The sequence below is a fragment of the Paraburkholderia fynbosensis genome, assembly GCF_902859935.1.
Taxonomy (GTDB): domain Bacteria; phylum Pseudomonadota; class Gammaproteobacteria; order Burkholderiales; family Burkholderiaceae; genus Paraburkholderia; species Paraburkholderia fynbosensis.
This window is the reverse complement of record NZ_CADIKI010000030.1, coordinates 1-19,096: the sequence shown is the minus strand read 5'-3', so window position 1 is coordinate 19,096 and position 19,096 is coordinate 1. Positions and strand designations below refer to the sequence as shown.

Here is a 19,096-nt window from a genome sequence, read left to right as displayed (position 1 = left end):
CTCAGTTCGCGGGCAAGCGAACGCCTCCGTTGAGCACCGTGAGCGCCAACCCCGGATGGAAGTCCGAGCGCGCCACATTGCGCTCATTGGGATGCTCCTCCTGCTTCTGGTTGCCCGCGTAGCTACCCTGCGCGGCGTCCGACGCGGTGCCATACGGCGTCACCGGTGCTTCCGGTCCCATCCGCGCGTGCAGGCTCGCCAGCGTGCCCGGAGGCACTGGCGGAACAGGCGAGATGATGTCGGCGGTCAGTCCGCTCGGCTGCACGAACACGTAGTTGCCCGCGTCCGCGCCGCCCGTCGTCATCGCCGTGCTCACCGGCTTGGAGAAGCCCACCGCCGGATCGTTGAAATAGCCCACGCTGGCGTTGCCGAGCGTCACAGTGTCGTTGCCGAGCACGCCCGAGAGCCGCGCGCCCGAGAGCGCGTCGAACACCGTGCCGTCGTAGGCCCGGTTGGTCGTTTGCGTGCCTACTGCGGTGAGCGGCGCCGGTGTGACCGTCACCCAGTCCACGCCACCCGCAAGCGTGTAGTTGCTGCCAAGCGCCGCCCCGTTGCCGGTCACCGTGTAACCCGAGAGACCGCCCGCCGCGAACGACTTCTGGCTGCCCACGTTCTTGTCCGTGAGCGTGCCGGTGCCCGAGAGCGTGAGCGATTCGCCGTTCACGCCCTGGAGCACGCCATTGATGCCGAACAGGCCCGCCGCCGCGCCGGTGGTGGCGTCGTACACGCGCCCCCCGGTGAGGTTGAGCACGACCGGCGTGATGTCGGCGGACGTCGATGCCACCGAATCGAAGGTGTAGTTGCCGGCGTCCGCGCCGCTGCCCGCGATGCCCGTCACGAGAATGGGAATGCCGTAGCCCGCGTTGGGCGTGACGAAGTTGGCCGACTGGGCGCTGAAGCTCACGCTGTCGCCGCTCAGGATCCCGTTGCTCGCGAGGCCGACCGAAGCCGCGCGCGTGCCGTCGTAGACCTTGTTCGCGGCCGTCGCGCCCACGGTCACGGCCAGCGGCGTGATGCTGACCGAGTCGACGCCGCCCGCGAGCGTGTAGTTGCTCGCGAGCGTCGCGCCGTTGCCGGTCAGCGTGTAGCCCGAGAGGCCGCCGGCCGCGAACGACTTCTGGTTGCCCACGTTCTTGTCCGTGAGCGTGCCAGTGCCCGAAAGCGTCAGCAATTCGCCATTCACGCCCGCGAGTTGGCCGCCGTTGCCAAACAGATTCGCCTGGGCCAGGTTCGTGCCATCGTAGACGCGGTTGCCCGTGAGGTTCAGCACGAACGGGTAGATGTCGGCCGAGGTCATCGCCGTGGTGTTGTACGTGTAGTTGCCGAGGTTGGCGCCCGTGCCCGTGATGCCCGCCACGTTGACCTGGATGCCATTGCCCACGTTCGGCGAGGCGAAGTTCGCGCTACCGGCCGTGAAAGTCCCGGTGTCGCCCGCCACGAAGCCGGTCACGGTCAGGCCTGTGAGCGTTGCCGCCGTGGTGCTGTCGTAGATCTTGTTCTGCGCGCCGGCCGCGATCGTCAGCGCGCGCGGCGTGATGTCCGCACTCGTCGTTACCACCTTGCTGCCGAAAGAATAGTTGTTGATATCTGTGCCGTTGCCGTAGAGGCCGACCAGGATCGGGATGTTCTGCCCGACGTTAGCCGTGGCGAAATCCGCCGAGTTATAGCCGACCGATGCGTTGTCGCCCGCCACGAGGCCGTTCACGGTGAAGTTGCTCAACTGCGCGGCCGTCGTGCCGTCGTAGACCTTGTTCTGCCCCACGGCCGAGATCGTCAGCGGCTTCGGCGTGATGTTGACCCAATCGCCCACGCCGTTGCCGAGCGCGTAGTTGCTCGCCAGCGCGCCGTTGTTGCCCGTGAGCGTGAAGCCCGCGATGCCGTTCGCGGTGAACGCCTGCTGCGGGTTCACGTTCCTGCTCGCAAGCGCGCCGGTGCCGGAGAGCGTGAGCGTTTCGCCGTTCACGCCGGTCAGTACGCCGTCGTTGCCGAACAGGCTCGCGGCGGCATTGGTGGTGCCGTCGTAGACACGCGTGCCCTGTAGCCCCAGCACGTATCGGTAGATGTCCGCCAGGGTGGTCGCAGTGGTGGCGAACGTGTAGTTGCCCGCATCCGCGCCGATCGCGGTGATGCCGCTCACGGTGACCGTCTTGCCGTTGCCTGCGTTCGGCGTGTCGAAGCTCGCGCTGCCGAAGCCGAAGCTCACGTTATCGCCCGCCAGCACGCCCGAAGGTGTGATCGTGGCCGTAGCCGTGGCGTTGCTGTTGTAATAGCGGTTCTCGGCCGTTGCGGTGATCCCGATCGCGAACGGGTTGATCGTCACCCAGTCCGTGCCGCCCACGAAGGTGTAGTTGCTGGCCAGCGCGCCGTTGTTGCCCGTGAGCGTGAAGCCGGTGAGGCCGTTGGGCGCGAATGGCTGCTGGTTGCCCGCGTTCTTCGTGGAGAGCGTGCCCGAGCCGGTGAGCGTGAGCGTCTCGCCGTTCGTGCCTGTGAGCACGCCGTTGCTCCCGAAGAGAGCTGCGGCGGCGTTCGTGGTGCCGTCGTAGGTGCGCGTGCCGGTGAGATTCAGCGTGTACTGCAGGATATTCGCCGCGGTGGTCGCCGTGGTGTTGTAGACGTAGTTGCCCGCGTCCGCGCCGGTCCCGGCGATGCCGGTCACCGATACCGGAACGGCGGCGCCCGCGTTCGGCGAGGCGAAGGCCGCGCCGCTATAGCCGAAATTCACCGTGTCACCCGACAGCACGCCCGTGGTGGCAACAGCAGTCCCGGGGGCGGCAGTCGTACCGTCATAGACCTTGTTGGGCGTGGTTGCGTCCACAACGACCGGACGCGGCACGATATCGCCCGTGAGACCGGTGGGCTGAGTCAGCACATAATTACCAGCGTCGGCGCCGCCGATGGTCATCGGCGCGGTCGCCACGGACTTGCCGGTGCCCACGTTCTTGTCCGAGAACGTGCCCATGGTGTTGTTACCGAGTACCACGACGTCGTTGAGAAGAACACCGCTGAGCGTCGCGCCACTCAGCGTGGCGTTCGTCGTGGCATCGTAGACCTTCGTGTTGACCGTGGTGCCGTTGACCGTGAGTTGCGCGGGCGTGACCGTGAGCCAGTCAGTGCCGCCCGCGAGCGTATAGTTGCTGGCGATGCCGCCACTGGTGCCGTCACCGAGCGCGAGCGTGCCGAGCGTAAACGGCTTCTGGTTGCCCACGTTCTTGTCCGACAGCACGCCTGAACCGGTCAGCGCGACCGTCTCGCCATTGACGCCGGCGACCGTGCCGCCTTGCGTGAACACGTTCGCGTTCGCGCCCGTGGTCGCGTCGTAGACGCGCGAGCCCGTGAGGTTCAGCACGAACGGCGTGATGTCGGCCGTGGTCGTCGCGGTCGTATTCGTGAACGTGTAATTGCCGCCATCCGCGCCGGACTCGGTGATGCCCAGAACCGTCACCAGCTTGCCTGTGCCGACGTCCTTCGTGTCGAAATCGGCAGATTGCTTGCTGAAGGCCACCTGGTCGCCCGCCACGATGCCCGCGCTGCCAAGTTGCACGGTTGCCGTCGTTGTGCCGTCGTAGACCTTGTTGCTGGCGCTCGCCTCTACCGTGACGCCGAGCGGCGTGATGTTTGCGGCGAGACCGGTTGGCTGGACCAGCGTGTAGTTGCCGGCATCCGTGCCCGAGATCGACATATTGGCGGTCACCGGCTTGCCGTCGCCTACGTTCTTGTCGTTGAACTGACCCTGGGTATCGTTACCCAGAGCCACGACATCCGAACCCAGCACACCGTTGAGCGTGGCACCTTGCAACACTGCATTGGTGCTGCCATCGTAGACCTTGTTCTGGGCTACCGTGTTTAGGACGTCCAACTGCGCGGGCGTAATGGTGACCCAATCGGTGCCGCCCACGAGCGTGTAGTTGCTCGCCTTGGCCGTGCCATCGCCGGTCAGTGTGTAGCCGGCCAGGCCGCTCGCCGCGAACGGCTTCTGGTTGCCCACGTTCTTGTCTGTCAGTTGCCCGGTCCCGCTGAGTGTCAGCGTCTCGCCGTTCTGCCCCTGGAGCGTACCGTTGGTGCCGAACAGTGTCGCGGCGGCATTGGTCGTGGTGTCGTACACACGCGAGCCCTGCAGATTCAGCACGCGTTGCGTGATGTTGGCGGTGGTGTCCGCCGTCGTGTTGGAGAACGTGTAGTTGGCCGCGTCGGCGCCGCTCGCGGCAATGCCGCTCACGTGCACCGCGAGGTTGTTGCCCACATCCGACTGCGAGAAGTTGGCCGCCGTATCGCTGAAGCTCACCTGGTCGCCCGCCACCACGGCAGCGCTGCCCATATTGACCTGCGCCGTGGTCGTGCCGTCGTATTGCTTGTCGATGCCGGTGGCTGTGATAACCGCGCCAAGCGGCGTGATGTTCGCCTTAATGCCCGTGGGCTGCACCAGCGTGTAGTTGCCGGCATCCGTGCCCGAGATCGTCATGCTGGTGGACACCGGCTTGTCAGTGCCCACGTTCTTGGTGTCGAACAGGCCGCTCGTGTCGTTGCCGAGCGCGACGGTGTCGCTGCCCAACACACCGCTGAGCAGGGCATTGTGCAACGCTGCGTTCCGGTTGCCGTCGTACACCTTGTTGTCCGCGGTCGTGTTGAGCACCGTGAGCATCGCGGGCGTGATGGTCACCCAGTCGACGCCGCCCACGAGCGTGTAGTTGCTCGCAAGGCCGCCGTTGCTGCCGTTGCCGAGCGCCAGCGTGCCGAAATTCGCAAACGGCTGCTGCTTGCCCACGTTCCTGGTGCTCAGCACGCCGGAGCCAGTCAGGCTCAGCGTCTCGCCATTGACGCCGTTGACCACGCCGCCGCTCGAGAACAGGCTCGCATCCGCGCTGGTCGTGGCATCGTAGACGCGCGTGCCGGTCAGGTTGATGATCTTCGCCGTGATCTCGCCAAGCGTGCCGGTGGCCTGGGTCGGCAACGCGTAGTTCGAGAGGTTCGTGCCAAGCGCCGCCGAGTAGTCCGAGGGCTCGAGCGTCGCGCCAATGCCGACGTTGGTGCCCACATTGGGCGAGTGGTAGCCGGACGACGCGGTCTGCGTGACCGTGGCGCTCTGGTTGCCGACAAAGCCGGAGATGGTGAAATCGGACGCGCCCAGCGCCACGGACGTCGTGCCGTCATACTGCTTGATTGGGTTACCGGTGATCATGACCGTGAGCGGCGCGGGCGTGATGTTGGCGAACAGCCCCGACGGCTGCGACACAGTGTAGTTGCTTGCCTGCGCGCCACTCAGGGTAAAGCCGCTTGCCGTGACCTGCAGGTTGTTGCCCACGTTCGCCGTGATGAACTGGCCCGTCGAGCCGCCCGAGGATAGCGCGACGTTGTCGTTGCCAAGCACGCCCGAAAGCGTCGCGTTGCTGCTGTTGATGGTCGCAGCGGTCGTGCTGTCGTATACCTTGTTGTTGGCCACGGCGCCGTTCACGAGCAGTTGCGCGGGTGTGATGTTCGCGGTGAGCCCGGTGAGCGGCTGCAGCGTATAGTTGGCCGCCGCGCTGCCCGAGATGCTGAAGCCACTGGCCGTCACGACGATGTTGTTGCCCACGTTGGGCGAAGCAAACGTGCCGGTCGTGGACTTGTTGAGCGTGACGTTGCCGGCGTCGGTCGAGACCACGCCCGCGAGTTGCGCGCTGCTCACGTCGAGCGCGTCGGCCGTGGTCGTGTCGTAGACCTTGTTGGTCGCGTTGGCGTTGATGATATAAAGCGGCGCCGGCGTGATCGTGCCGGGGCCCGTCGCCGAGGCGGGCAACAGATAGTTGCTCAGCAGAGTGCCGCTGTTGGCCGTATAGTTCCCCGGCACGAGCGAGCCGCTGATGATACGCGTGCCCGCGTTCGCCTGGCCGTAGTTGAATTGCGCCGTGGGTGTGATGCTGGCGCCCTCGCCGCTCACGAAGCCGCTGATCAGCAAGTTGGGGCCGTTCACGCGCGCGATCGTGTCGCCGTTGTAGACCTTGGTCGGATTGCCGATGATCGAGACGAGGAGCTGGGCCGGCAGAATCGAGCCCATCCCCGAAGCCGCGACCGGGAACGAATAGTTGTTCAGGTCGGTGCCCGCCCCCGCCGTGAGGTCGGACTGCGCGAGGCTTGCCGTCACCGGCTGCGTCCCGACGTCCTTCGTCGCGTAGTTCCCGGTGATCGTATGGTTCACCGTCGCGCTCTGACCGGCGACGAATCCGCTGAAGGTGAAATCGCCGGCCGGAATCGTGGCGATCGTGTTGCCGTCGTACGTCTTCGACGGGTTGTCCGTGATCGCCGCCGTCAAGGTATTGGGGTTGATCTGCCGCTTCACGATCGTCCCCATGCCTGTCGCCGCAGCCGGCAAGAGGTAGTTGGACAGCAGCGTGTTCGGACCCGCCTGAAAGTCGCCTGCCGGCAGGCTCGTGGTTACCACCCAGTAACCGACGTTGGACGACGCATAGGTGCCGGACGTCGGATACGGATTCAGGGTGATGGACTCGCCGGGGATCGCGCCGCTCACCTGATAGTTGTTGGCGCCGAGCGAGGCAACGTCGTTGCCGTCGTATGTCTTGGTCGGGTTGTTGATGATGCTGACCTGCACCGGCTGTGGCGTGATGATGCCCGTCGCCGAGGTCACATTTGCCGAGAAAGTGTAGTTCGACATCGACGTGCCGGCCGCCGGCACAAAATCCGAAGGCCTGAGCACCGCCGTGACAGGGATACCGGTGCCCGCATTGGGCGTTGCGTAGGAAGCCGACGTTTGTCCGATGGTGGCGCCCTGCCCGCCCACGAACCCGGAGATCGTGTAGTTCGCCTGGGTCAGCGTGGCATTGGCGCTGCCGTCGTAGACCTTGGTGGGCGAGCCCACGAAAGTAATCGTGAGCGGCGCGGGCGTGATGTTCGCGGTGAGCCCCGAGATCCCGGTCACCGAGTAGTTGCCGGCCGCCGAACCTCCCAGCGTGAAGCCATTGGCCGAAACGGGCAGGTTATTGCCCACGTCGGACTGGCTGAACGTGCCGGTAGCGCCGCCTGTCGAAAGCGAGACATTGCCTGCGTCGGACGGCACGAGGCCCGTGATCGTGGCGCTGCCGAGGTTGAGCGACGCCGTGGTGGTGGCGTCGTACACCTTGTCGTTCGCCGTCACGCCCGTGATCGTCACGGACTTCGGCGTGATGTTGGCGGCAAGGTAGGTCGGCAACGAGATCTGATAGTTGCCTGCCTTGGCGCCCGTCAGCGTGAAGCCCGTGGGCACCACCGAGATGTTGTTCCCCACGTTGGGCGTGACGAAATTGCCGGCCGCGCCGCTCGAATCGAGCGAGACCTGCCCGCTGTCCGTGCTGATGACGCCGAACAGCGATGCGCCGCTCGTGTTGAGCGTAGCGGCGCGCGTGCTGTCGTAGACCTTGTTGCTGGCAACGAGCCCGCTGATGATGAGCGGCGCAGGCGTGATGGTGCCAGTGCCCGTCGCCGAGGTCGGCAGCGTGTAGTTCGCGAGGTTCGTGCCGCTGTTCGCGACGAAGTTGGTCGACGTGAAGGTCGCGTTGACAGCGATGCCCGTGCCGGCGTTCGCGCTCGCGTACGAAACGGAACTGGCCTGGTTCACGCTCGCGCCCTGTCCGGCCACGAAGCCCGTGAAGCCGTAGTTGCTGGCTGTGAGCGGCGCCGAAGTGGTGCCGTCGTACACCTTGGTCGGGTCATTGACGATGGTGGCTGTAAGCGGCGCCGGCGTGATGGTGCCGATGCTAGCCGACGCCATGCCCTTCGCCTGGTAGCCGTAGACGGGAATGCCGGTCGCAGTGTTGATGACGACGCCCGCGAACGTCGTGGGCGAGTTGACCGTGATGTTCGAGCCCGCGTTGGACGTGGCATAGGAACCCGTTGCGCTCGCAATCACGTCGCCGTTCACGAGCCCGGTCATCTGCAGGTTCGCGCTTGTCAGATTCGCCGTGGCCGTGCCGTCATAGACCTTGGTCACGCTGCCGGTCAGAGCCGTGAGCGTGATCGTGGGCGCGAGACTGTAGAGAAAGCCATTGCCAGAGGCCGCCGGGCTCGTGCCGTACGGCGCGTTGTACTGGACGTACGAGGGCGCGAGCCCGCCGGCGGTGTCGTTCGCCGGATTGGTCGAGTAGATCAGCCACGGCGCCGAGGTGCCCGTGCTCACGGCCGCGCTGCCCGCGTTGTTCACGAAGTTGCCGCTCGTGGCCAGCGTCACGCCCGTGCCCCCCGTGATCGCCGCGCCCGCCCCGATCGACAGGTTCGCGCCGCGCGCAAGCATGACTACCCCGCCCGCGCCATTCACGCCTGCGTTCACGTTGATGGCGTTGTACGCATCGAGCGTCAGGGTGGCCGCCGCATTGGTCCAGCTAATCGATGAGGCGACGGTGATGTCGCCCGCGCCGGGCGACTGCACGCCGGCACCCGACGTCCCCGATACCGTCGTCTGCTCTGTGACGTTAGTGCCGCCGTTGAGCGTGCTCGAAATCGTGCTGGCCGCGTTGGCGTCGATGGTCAGGTCGGTAGGATCGACGAGCCAGGTGCCGGCCCGCCCGAACGGCGCGGCCGCCGTGATATGCGTATTGGGTGCGAGGTTGAACTTCGCCGCCGAGGTCTCGATCGATCCGCCGCTACCGCCCTTCGGCGCGCTCGCATCCAGCGTGCCGCCGACATTGACCTGCCCGGCCTCCATGCCGCCGAGCAGCACAATCTTGCCCTGGCGGTCTTCGACGGTCTGCGCGCGCACCATGCCGGTATTGTTCACTGCACTCGCGAGCAGCGCATCCCTGGCGCCCGCCGTCATGATGACCTGGCCGCCATCGGCCACCAGCAATTGCCGGTTCTCCGCGAGGTTGTTCAGCGTGCTGGCATCCACCTGAACGTGCACGAGCCGGGAGCCGTCGAACGTCAGCGTGGCGGCGCTGCCACCCGCCAGCGCAATTGTGCCGAGCCGCGCTGAAATCAAGCCCTGATTGGAGAGCTTGTTGCCGAGCAGGACGGCATAGCCACCGTCTGCCACCGTAATCATGCCCTGGTTGACGACGCTGCCCTTGCCGTTCCCGCTGAACCGGCGCGTGCTGCTGCCGAGGCTGCCCGGATCGATGTCGAGCGTGGACGCCACGATGCCGCCCACATTCACCTGCGCCGACGGGCCGAACAGCACGCCGTTGGGGTTGATCAGCCAGACCTGGCCGTTGGCGCTGAGGCGACCTAGGATGGCGCTAGGCGTGCTGCCGAGTATGCGGTTGACTGCAAGCGCATTGCTGCCGGGCTGGATAAAGTTCACCGATTGACCCGCGCCGACGTTGAAGCTCTGCCAGTTCAGTTGCAGCGTGGGACTGCCCTGCCGAATCGTGGTGACCGCGCCCGACTGGCTGATCGAGCCAACGCCCGACACGATCTGACCGCCGCTGGGTCCGCCCGCACCAAATGCCGGGACGACCAATAGAAATGGCACGCCTGCGAGGACGATTGCCACAGCGCGTCGCACACCTTTCCGAATCCGGCACGCGCCTCTACCCGAATGCCGTCTCGAAAGCTCCGATGCGACGACCCATTGCCTGAGAGACTGGTTCCAGCACAAGCGGTAGATGTGGTTCATGGCAGCACCTATCATCAGCAGGAGAACGAACAACGTCGACACGGCGTTACTACCGCACGAACAACGTGTCGCCGGGCGCCACGCTGTCAAGGTCGTGCCGATCCGACCCATACGTTGCGGCCTGGCCGCACAGCCCGTCATGTCGCTTCGTAAGTTTTGGTAGTTTTCCCGAGATCCGCCATAGGTAGTGAGGGCAATTCCATTGCCCGTTCGGCAAAGTTCTGACCTTGCAGTGTGTATCAGCCGCATCAAGGCCTAGCGCTCACCATAAGGGGCACCGCAGATGAGCACAGTCAGGGTTTGGGGCAGTGCTCTCGCATTACGTAATGCCTGGCCGGCTAGCGTCCGTCGTAACTGCGCCGCGCATTGCGTGAGCTTGCTGTACTACCAGGACGGATACGTGTCGATCCGGGGGCCATCGCACAGCATCGCGCTACTAACAGAGTTCGGCCGATCTGCCATTGGTCGATGACCGGCTTCCGCGCGCGAAGCAACAGGCTCATGCCACTGTTCACTCGTTCCCAAACCGGACACTGGCTGCGACTGGACTACATCATGGTGCCCGCATGCTGAGAGACGTCGAAGACCCGATCGGCTCACGACCGCCTCTGGACCCAACGCGCGTACCCCACCGAAGGCGCCAGGCAGGGCGTTCGCGTCGACGATTGGCGCCGCGCGCCGGAGCAGGTCGGCGAGCGACGTCGCGCCGAATTTGCGCATCAGGTCAGCGCGGCAGCTTTTGATGGTGCGTTCAGACAACCGCAACTGGCGTGCGATCTCCTTGTTTCGTAGCCCTTCCAGAATGCCGTTCATGACGATCTGTTCGCGCTCACTGAGGCCGATGGCCTGTGCGCCGGCTGCCAGTCGCCTTGCGCGCAAACCAAGCGCGGTACCCAAGGCACGCAACAGGGTGTGTGAGCCGAACGGCTTAAGCAAAAAGTCGGCTGCCCCAGCTTTCATCGCGGCCACGGCTATGGGAACGTCATTAAACGCGCTCATGAATACGATCGGCAAGGACTGAGATTCGCACAACTGTGTCTGCTGACGCTCAAGACCACCTGGACTGCCTGGTACAACGTTGAGAAGAATGCAGCCTTCCTCAGTGTGCGGCGCGCGAACCAGGAAGTCTCCTACCGATACATAGCCGCACACTTCATAGCCCGCGCTTCGCAGCAGCGTGGTCAAGACTTTCCTCAGGGGTGCGTCATCGTCGATCACGTGAATTACCGCTCTGGCAAGTTCTCTCACGGCAGACTCCTCATTCGTGTTGATACGGGAGGCCACTCAAGAGCCCTATTCTTGCCCCTCCCCGTCGTTAAATCTAAAAGGCGAATACAGTACTAGCGACTTCGCTGGAGACAAGGCGCCTGTGACGCGCCGTGGCACCTTTACTGTTGATGCAGCTTCTACAGCGCACCCTCACGCCTGACCAGACATCGGATGAAGGTGCGGCTCTACGACGATCGGCTTGACTGCTATCGCTCCCATTCGTTGCCTAGTCGAGACGTACAAAATCGGGCAATTTAAAGGACTTGTCGAAGAATGGTTGCGACGGGGCATACAGGCGGAAGTACACGAACCAGCCGTCATGGTCGACAGTCTTCATGTGATTGGTTTCGAATCCCTTCGGAGCCTTGGGCCCAATGTACAGATCGATACTGCCGTCCGGGTTGTACTTGAGATCCTTCATTCGACTGTCGAGATTGACACTGCGAATCTCGGTGCCGCCATTGTCGTAGGGGCGACGCGTGCTTTCGCTATAAAGCGTCAGGGCCCAGAACTGCTTCACGGGTACGTCCTTCGGAACGTGAAGCCGGTAGTTCCTGTCGGCTCGCAACATGCGGCCCTGACTGTCGCGTTTCGTTGTCATGTACACCTGACCCGCGCCCGGCGTCGGATTGACCATGCCTTCGGTGCTCGTCACTGCCTCATAGAACCAGGTTGCGCGTTCATCGAGTTCAACGCGATCGGCCGTTTCCTGCGCAGTGTGGAAGTCGAAGCTCTTGTACCAATGCGTGTCGGGCCAGTACACCTCCGCGAAGCGCGGGTTGACCTGCAGATTGCGGATCATCAGTTCGCCCATCGCTGCACCTTTGAGCAAAATGCCCTTCTGGCGCGTATCCGGTTGGAAGGGCTTACCCTTCTCGATTCCTAGCGGCAGCAGCATCGCCACCCATGCCTTGTCGACCTCGCGCACAGGCTCATCGCTGAGGATGTCGGAAAGCAGCTTCCAGTATTGCAGGCCTCGCGGCGCGGTGGCGCTCCATTCCACATCCTTGCCTCTGATGAACCGGCTCGTGCCCAGCGGTTGCCCAACGCGGCCCATCTGATACTCGGAAGTGAATTTGTCGAAGTAGCCCGGGTCCGATTCGAGGATGCGCAGTCCGATAAAAATATTGTTTGTGGCGCTCTGATAGACGTAGACACCGTCCTTCCTGTATTTCGCTGGATCGTCCTCGGGGCCGACGACGATATACGTCGCACCTTGCCCCTTGTCGGGTCCGGTCAAGCCTAGGTCGAACAAGGGTCGCTGCCAGAAATCAAGCACGCCGCCGGCGGTTTTGCCTGGCGGGTATTTGATCTCCAGAGGTCCGGATTTGAGATTGATGAAGTTGAAGATATACGGCGTCGTCAGGTTGCCAGTGACGATGCCCCGCTTTTCCCTGAGCGATTCCAGCACGACAAAGTCGGTGTCTTTGGTCACGCCATAGGCCTTACCTTCATTGTCGCGCCAGCTGATCATGCTCACCAGTGGCATGCTCCAGATATACGCCTGGCTGGCCCGCTGATAGTCCATCTCGTCGTACAGGCGTCGGGAAGCGTCATCGTCAAAGTAGCTGTCCTGTAACCTGATGACGCCGATTGATGTCTGAATGTTTTCATCTCCGTGCAGTGTGGCCTTGTCCAACGGAACGCCGCGGTCACCCGCCGCACGCGCCGAGGTTATGCCAGCCATGCTCGCCACCATCAAGAGACTTAGAATTCCGAGCTTCATGGTGTTCTCCCTGATGAAGGTATGCGAGTCGCTCATTGCGTTTTCTCGAAGTCGCCCGGAATCCACGACCGATCGAAGAACGATTTCTCGGGCCCGTACAAGCGCAGCAGGCTGAACCAGCCCTTGCCCGGCACGGTCTTGACCCAGTTCGACTCCTTGCCTGCGGGAGCAGTCGGTCCGAAATAGAGCGTGATCGAGCCGTCAGCATTGGGCTTGACCTCATCGCGAGAACCGATCGAGGGGAAAGGCTGACCGTTGTCCAGTCCCGACGCCGTTGTTGCGTCGTAGGCTGTGACCGACCAGAACAGTTTGGCGGGCACGTTCGCAGGCAGGGTTAGCCTGTACGTCGAGCCACCGACGAGGAACTCTCCCCTGGAGTCCCTAACCGCTTCCAGATACTTGGCGCCCACGCCGGGGACGGACGTCATCATGCCGGGGCTTATGGAATAGGCGTTGATGAACATGTGGAGCTGCGCATCGAGGTCCGTGTAATGCTCGCCGTTCACCTGAAAATAAAAGTTGTCGACCGAATTGCGGAAGTCGTCACCGCCGTTGCGGACATGGGCCAACCACTGGCGATCGGGATACCATTTGGCCTTGGGCTGCTTCTCAAACTCGTCGTAAGCAACCACCTTCGCCATCTTCCACGCCGTTTGCGCCGCAAGATTGAGCAGCGTTCGTTGATGCTCGTCCGGGTTGAACGGCTGCCCTTTGACGATACCGATGGCGGCCGCCATGCCTCGCATGTAGTGGTCCGATGGATCGACCACCTCGCTCTGGATGAACCGGTTCAGGATGTCAAAGTAGCGTCCATCTGACGGCGGTAGCAGATCCGCCGAAACGCCGGATGCATCGGGAAACTTCATCGGTTTGGCCGTCGTTTCCTGTCCCAGTGGGTAGACCTTGATCCGCTCCATGTTCCCGACTGCCGGCGCAAGGTCGCTGGGTTTCTGGAAGAAACCGCGCAGGAACAGAAAGACGCCGTTGGTTTCGCTCCGATAGACGTAATATCCCTTTGGCACCGTACCCTTGTAGCCAGGCGGCACGACCAGATAGCGTCCGCCCTTACCCTTATCCGGGCCGGGCAGCCCAATATCAGCAAAATACGTGTGGCCGTCGATGGTCGGCCCCTGGATTGGTCGATGCCAGAAATCGTCGACCAGTGCCTGCAACCCCGGAGCAGCCTCAACCACAATCGGACCGTCTTTGGCTAGATCCAGAAAACCGATGCCATAAATGACATCGGAGTTCGGCGTGGTAATCAGGGTTTTCGCATTGAGCCGCTCTTTCCAGATGCTGACAACGTTGTATCCCGATCCGTAATTCTTTTCCGCACCCTCTTTCATCGAGAACATGTTCACGGCCGGCAATGCCCAGTGGTACACCTGCACCGCGCGTTGAAAGAACAATTCGTCTTCTAGCGTGCGGATCGCCTGCGGCGTTGGATAACCGCTTTCAAAAGGTTGCTGCGCAAGGACCTCGAACGTCGCGTTCGGCCCCGCTCCAGCGGCCGCTTTGCCTTGGGCGGATATAGCCAGCGTGGCCATCGTCACGGCTGCCACTACAGTCACTTGCCTTGCACGGAGCTTCATTTCGTTCCTCGTCATTTAAGGCCGTCGCAGTACCATCGGGCGTCGGTTTCTGTTGTTCTCGCACATTCGATTGCCTGATTCATGACTTCGTCGAGTGGAATGCCAGCTAACAGGGCGCTGCCTGATCGGCAGGACGTTTCGCGAGTACGTTATTCTCGATAATCAGGAAAACGCATCGCGCTTTCTTGGAGTCATTTCGGGAAAAGCAGTGTCACCACAAGGCGTGCGCCCCATCCGTGAGGCCCGGAATCTGGACTGGCTGCCCAGTAACGGAGCCCCCCACCAACGCTCACCGGTTGCTTTCCGAATTTGAGCAGCTTGGTGACGGTCGCGTTGATCGGCGTTGACCACTGGTGACGGCTCCAGTCGTAGGTCGATTCGGTATTCACACCGAACGTCCACGCGTCCTTTGTGGTGTAGTTAAGAAAAGGTTGCAAAAAGGTTGAACTGACGCCGGACCGGTTGCCGTTACCGGCAAATGACCACATATGATTGGCAAGCGCGCCATAGGTCCATCCGTTAGCCTGCCAGAGCAGAACGGCTGTCGGCCCGGCACCCCATTTTTCGGCGCCGAGCAGCCGGTCGGTATCGGTCGGTAACAGCAACGCGGGGCCCACACCCCAGATCAGTCCGTTTTCGGTCGGCTTCGATGGCGAAAAGAAAAAGCTCTGGACGACATCACCCAGCCCCGTCTGCGATCCCGAGCCCGGCGCGATGTTGCTTTGCGATACGACCGGCACAATGGTGCGGGAGATGAGGTTCCAGTTCTCGTTCAGGTGAAACGGGATCACCGGCTGGAAGTTCAGCAGGTACTTGTCGCCATCCCGGTTCGGGCCGATGTTGCCGTCGTAGTTGAACTGGAACGGTACGCTGATCAATGCGGCAACCGGATTACTCAGTTGCTTTGCTAAGTCCGAATCACTTTGAGCATAAACAGGCGCCGACGCCAGCATCAGCACGCCAATACTGCCTGCTATCCACCCAAGCCAACGACTCCCAGTCATCTGTCTTTCCCTCGTGTTGATCGGGCTCTACGCACAGTTTTCAAGCAGATTCGCCGCGCGCCTCTCGGTGAACTCGCGCCGGAGCTTCACGGTCATCACGCGTGCAAGGGGATGCACTGGAGTGCTGCTTTAATCGACGCGAAATGCCGCACGGTCCTTGCCTCTGATCCAGTTGGGCGGCCGACCAAATCCATTCCAGGTCTTGCCCGTCTCAGGGTCGCGATATCTCACCAGATCGGAGAGATCAGGGCCAAAGAGCTGATCGGGCGTGATCCCATATTTGCGGATCGCTCTGCGCATGTCGGCAATAACCTCCCGCAGTTCCTCGCGGCGCAATATTTCCGCCTCGCGCTCCAGTTCACGGATGTGCTCCTTGACCTCGCGGTAAGTGGGTGCCATGCAGTCTCGTCTCGACTTGACCGTTTGTAGTCTTACAATAGGTTACGGCTCAAACGGCCGCTATCCAGAAAGCGAAATCCTTGCGGAGAATTTTTGCGTGCAGACTGACTCAACTTATCTGCGTCACACTTACTCCGGCTTCGGGCCGTCCCAGGCATTTGATGTGGTTTCCGGCGGTCGCTTCGAGCATCGCCTGCTCTCGTCGAAACTTGCAAACATGGTTCACCAGCGCCTAACGCTGGGCGACATCGTGATAGAAACGGGGTGCTACGACTTCCCTGTGATAGCGAATGGATGCATGCCTCGCAATTCAGTCTGCATTGGCCTGATGGCGGACGGGGCTGAGATAACCCGCGTCAACACGGCCTCTATTCATGCGGACGAGATACAGATCTATCCTCGTGGTGCCGAACTGCTTTATCACGCAGCAGGCACGTCACGCTGGATCAATTTCAATGTCCCGGAAGGACGCCTGCAAAAGGTCGCGACAGTGCGCCGCGGCCGTCCGTTGAAATTACCCACGCGGTCGGCTGCATCGGTACCGTTGAAGCGGGGCGGACGCGCTGCGCTTGCCCTTCTCGTCGACGACGCAATGTCGCTCGCCCGCTCCCTCGAACCCGACGGCATGGCGCCCGATCTCGCACGAGAAATGTCCGATGCCATGGTGGACGCATACGCGAGCGCCCTGTGCGATGCACAAATTCCGACCACGGCCTCGACCTCATCGACGGCCGACCGTCACCATCGCCTGATTCTGGCGTGCGAGCGACTTGCGATGTCTAGCGACGAGACTGACCTCGCGCTGGTTCAGGTGGCTGAACGCAGCGGCTATAGCCTTCGCTCGTTGCAGCTGATTTTCCGGCGTAGTGTGGGCATGACGCCCGGGCGATGGTTCATGAACATACGCCTCAACGGTGCACTACGCGATCTGCTTACGCCGACTGAAGATTGCTCCGTCACCGATGTGGCGAGGAAATGGGGCTTTCATCACCTGTCACGATTTGCGTACCATTACCGCACCATGTTCGGAGAGCTCCCGAGCGAAACGCTGAGGCGCGCTCGACCGTAGAGACTAGGGCTAGACTACCGGTCAATCGGTCGGCCCGATCGGGTTAGTGGAGGCGTCGTGCGAGTGTACTTGCAGAGAGATCCGCTGTGACGGGAAAGGACAGCATGGCAAGCACGACGTTAGCGCGCCGTTGTACGTCCAATCCCGTAAAACCAGGCACGGCTGCAGCTTGCGCTGCAGCCGTGTTGGACATGGGGCAAAAAATGCTCACTGTCAGCAACGTCCCGGCGACCTGAACCGTACGCGGGTGCTTGCGCCACAGCCCGATGTCCCATAGAGCCGGCTTGTCCCATTCAACGCTGGGGTGAACTACTGGCATCCCGTCACCTGCGAGCTCAGATCGCTGACGGAAATGCCTGTCAATCCAACGACGATATGTTGAGGAAGCCGAATCTGGTGTCGCAATCTATTTTGTTCTACGCAACGCGTTTTTCGCCTGCCATTTGAGACGGGCACAGCTACCCTTGACACGCAATGCGTACTCTTTTGGGTTACTGTCTCGCATGGCCCGAAGTTGGACTGCCTGGCTAACTTCGTTATGCCATCCTCGTGCCCACCATAATTCGAAGTCACTGGCCTCTGAACGCCCCTTGAACTCCAATTTATATTGCTCTATCTGCTCGGCCGGCACGCTGCAAAATTCTCGTGCAAAATGCGCTCTTTGGCCAGCCACCTCCGCATTGGCATTGCTGGGGTCCTCGCTCGCGTTGGCCAAAGTCGGCGAATAGACGAACAAAGCAACCAATGCTTCTACCACGATGTGATAACCCCGTGAACGCCTAAGCAGATTCATAGTTCCCTCCGATCTGCGCGGGCGACCTTTTCTCAATTTGCGAGGTCGGCGGCGATATCCCCGTCGTCGAGCGGCTAACTTCGAGAACCGGTGTAAGGTGAGCCGGTCAGAGAGACGAGGACGGGACTCGTCCGAAGTTGCGAACTGAGACGATGGCGCCGCGCAATTTTCAAGTTGGCATCAGTTCGCGGGTAACCTCGTTGTCGCTGACGTTGCCCAGGCACAAGGGTGGCCGGGCTTCCGGGTCGGGGCTCGCGGGAACGTCAGACTGGTAATAGATACCGAGCAGCACGGAGTTTGGATCTGCGTCTCGCTGACCGAATGGCTTGACGATCGTAGTCGTGTCAACGAAGCGTCGCACCAAGCCTCACGATCGCCGCCGACGCATCGCCACCGGCCGACCAGCCATCCGGGTCGCGAAATTTGTCGTGGGACACTGTGCGGCTAACAGCTCAGTGTGCTATCGGAGGTAGTGCGAGTCAATAGGTACTTGGTGCAAATGATTGCCCCTGCGGGCAGCTTTGACTGCCAGCCTCGTCGCGGCCCGGCGCTTTCGGATTGTGCAAACTTGCAGCGTCACAACTCCAATCTTCTCCAGTTCCGCTTCGACGTGCGACATCCCTTTGTATCCCATTCGCATGTAGTGAAGAAATGTTCTTGAACACGTAAACTTCGTCGCATATAACTTCGAAAGATCGTGGTTTGAAACGTTGCTTATTGACGAGCGTCTTCTCTAACTGGACAGCTAATAGGTCGCTGCCGCGACAAAGTCTGCGAGCGAAACCAGTCAACTGACCAAACCTGATTTAAAGTCGGCATGTCTGGCGAACGAGTCATGTGTGTTTCTCGCTCGTTAGCCTTCCGGCACGCCGGGAAAGTCCTTGATACCTATGGCGTCTGCCGCGAACTTAATCCTGTTGGAGGGTCTGTGAAAAAAATCATCGCAACGGTTTGTCTGTGCGCCAATATGTTCGCGCCTGTGGTCTGGGCGCAACTGCATCGGAGCCGGCAGCGAACGCAGCATCAAACGCACATCCCGATGAGATAGTGAAAATGCGCATGCAGATTGCTGCAGCCAACAAGGAATACAACAGGAAAGTCGCTGCCGCGAAAAGGGTCTACAACAGGCAGAAGGCGGCGGCTGCCAAAGTTCGTGATGAAGCGATTGCTGCCGCACGTAACGGCGCTGGTTGACGAAGGCTGATTCGACCCGCGCGAAATCGGATGCGTCAACCGCGAAACTTCGACGGCCAGATTCCTTTGATAGACGGGTACGGTCTTACTGCGGACGCGTCTCTCTTTCGGCGATCGGTGAAGGATATCAAGGCGCGCGCAACGTTTGTCGACACAGTCGGTCACTCGTGTCCGTCGCAGCCGATGATTGCATCTTCTACGCAAGGCGGGGAACGGTACAAATCAGATGCTTACGGCGCTGGTGCAATTGCGTGTTGCCTTTCAGGTCGTGGTCGCCACGATGATCAATGCAGCGCTAAACGATCCGGGCCCTTGCATCTCGACGACAGCGAGATGACGGACGCTCTCTCGCAAATGCTCGCTTCCTATGCGGGAAGTCAATCTAACGCAAGCCGATAAGCGCCTGGAAAGCGGTCATACTCGTTCGGCTACTGGACGAGCTGTCGCACAGGAGACCGCATGCTGATAGACCC

General features: G+C 61.8%; 9 protein-coding genes. 2 read left to right on the top strand and 7 right to left on the bottom strand.

The annotated features are described in order from the left end of the window. Position 1 precedes the first annotated feature (1 nt). The 6 genes from HV770_RS38295 to HV770_RS34045 all read right to left on the bottom strand — a co-directional run bounded on the left by HV770_RS38295 (position 2) and on the right by HV770_RS34045 (position 15,567). Positions 2 to 9,577 (bottom strand): YDG domain-containing protein, encoded by a 9,576-nt coding sequence (locus tag HV770_RS38295; RefSeq protein ID WP_217468675.1) that lies wholly within the window; start codon positions 9,575 to 9,577, stop codon positions 2 to 4. Between the two features lie 384 nt (positions 9,578 to 9,961). Beyond that, a complete protein-coding gene (locus HV770_RS34065; protein ID WP_217468674.1) occupies positions 9,962 to 10,825 on the bottom strand; it encodes a response regulator transcription factor in 864 nt (287 codons plus the stop codon). A 247-nt stretch (positions 10,826 to 11,072) separates the two neighbouring features. Then, the gene (locus tag HV770_RS34060; protein WP_175165916.1) at positions 11,073 to 12,572 is read right to left on the bottom strand and encodes a DUF1254 domain-containing protein; all 1,500 of its coding nucleotides are present in this window, start codon (positions 12,570 to 12,572) and stop codon (positions 11,073 to 11,075) included. Between the two features lie 32 nt (positions 12,573 to 12,604). Then, positions 12,605 to 14,164, bottom strand: coding sequence for a DUF1254 domain-containing protein (locus HV770_RS34055; protein WP_175165865.1), 1,560 nt, complete (start codon positions 14,162 to 14,164; stop codon positions 12,605 to 12,607). Between the two features lie 191 nt (positions 14,165 to 14,355). After that, positions 14,356 to 15,117, bottom strand: a complete 762-nt coding sequence (locus tag HV770_RS34050) for a transporter (RefSeq protein WP_246291469.1) — start codon at positions 15,115 to 15,117, stop codon at positions 14,356 to 14,358. A 180-nt stretch (positions 15,118 to 15,297) separates the two neighbouring features. Beyond that, entirely contained in the window at positions 15,298 to 15,567 is a 270-nt protein-coding gene (locus HV770_RS34045) for an H-NS histone family protein (RefSeq protein ID WP_175165864.1), read from the bottom strand. Here HV770_RS34045 and HV770_RS34040 point away from each other — a divergent pair. After that, positions 15,566 to 16,636 carry an AraC family transcriptional regulator gene (locus HV770_RS34040; RefSeq protein WP_175165863.1) on the top strand — a complete coding sequence of 357 codons (1,071 nt, stop codon included), beginning with the start codon at positions 15,566 to 15,568 and terminating at the stop codon, positions 16,634 to 16,636. The genes HV770_RS34045 and HV770_RS34040 overlap by 2 nt on opposite strands. A gap of 406 nt (positions 16,637 to 17,042) precedes the next feature. Here HV770_RS34040 and HV770_RS34035 read toward each other — a convergent pair whose 3' ends face one another. Beyond that, entirely contained in the window at positions 17,043 to 17,429 is a 387-nt protein-coding gene (locus tag HV770_RS34035) for a hypothetical protein (protein ID WP_175165862.1), read from the bottom strand. A gap of 1,053 nt (positions 17,430 to 18,482) precedes the next feature. On the opposite strand from HV770_RS34035, the gene HV770_RS39115 reads away from it, so the two are divergent. Beyond that, positions 18,483 to 18,623: a hypothetical protein gene (locus tag HV770_RS39115; RefSeq protein WP_246291462.1), complete on the top strand. Its 141-nt coding sequence runs from the start codon at positions 18,483 to 18,485 to the stop codon at positions 18,621 to 18,623. The last annotated feature ends 473 nt before the right edge of the window (positions 18,624 to 19,096 follow it).

Bases quoted from the DNA above. Each gene is read 5' to 3' on its own strand.
- HV770_RS34050 (WP_246291469.1), bottom strand. From the start codon at position 15,117: ATGCTGGCGTCGGCGCCTGTTTATGCTCAAAGTGATTCGGACTTAGCA.
- HV770_RS34040 (WP_175165863.1), top strand. From the start codon at position 15,566: ATGCAGTCTCGTCTCGACTTGACCGTTTGTAGTCTTACAATAGGTTAC.
- HV770_RS34035 (WP_175165862.1), bottom strand. From the start codon at position 17,429: ATGAATCTGCTTAGGCGTTCACGGGGTTATCACATCGTGGTAGAAGCA.
- HV770_RS34055 (WP_175165865.1), bottom strand. From the start codon at position 14,164: ATGAAGCTCCGTGCAAGGCAAGTGACTGTAGTGGCAGCCGTGACGATG.
- HV770_RS34045 (WP_175165864.1), bottom strand. From the start codon at position 15,567: ATGGCACCCACTTACCGCGAGGTCAAGGAGCACATCCGTGAACTGGAG.
- HV770_RS38295 (WP_217468675.1), bottom strand. From the start codon at position 9,577: ATGAACCACATCTACCGCTTGTGCTGGAACCAGTCTCTCAGGCAATGG.
- HV770_RS34060 (WP_175165916.1), bottom strand. From the start codon at position 12,572: ATGAAGCTCGGAATTCTAAGTCTCTTGATGGTGGCGAGCATGGCTGGC.
- HV770_RS39115 (WP_246291462.1), top strand. From the start codon at position 18,483: ATGCGCATGCAGATTGCTGCAGCCAACAAGGAATACAACAGGAAAGTC.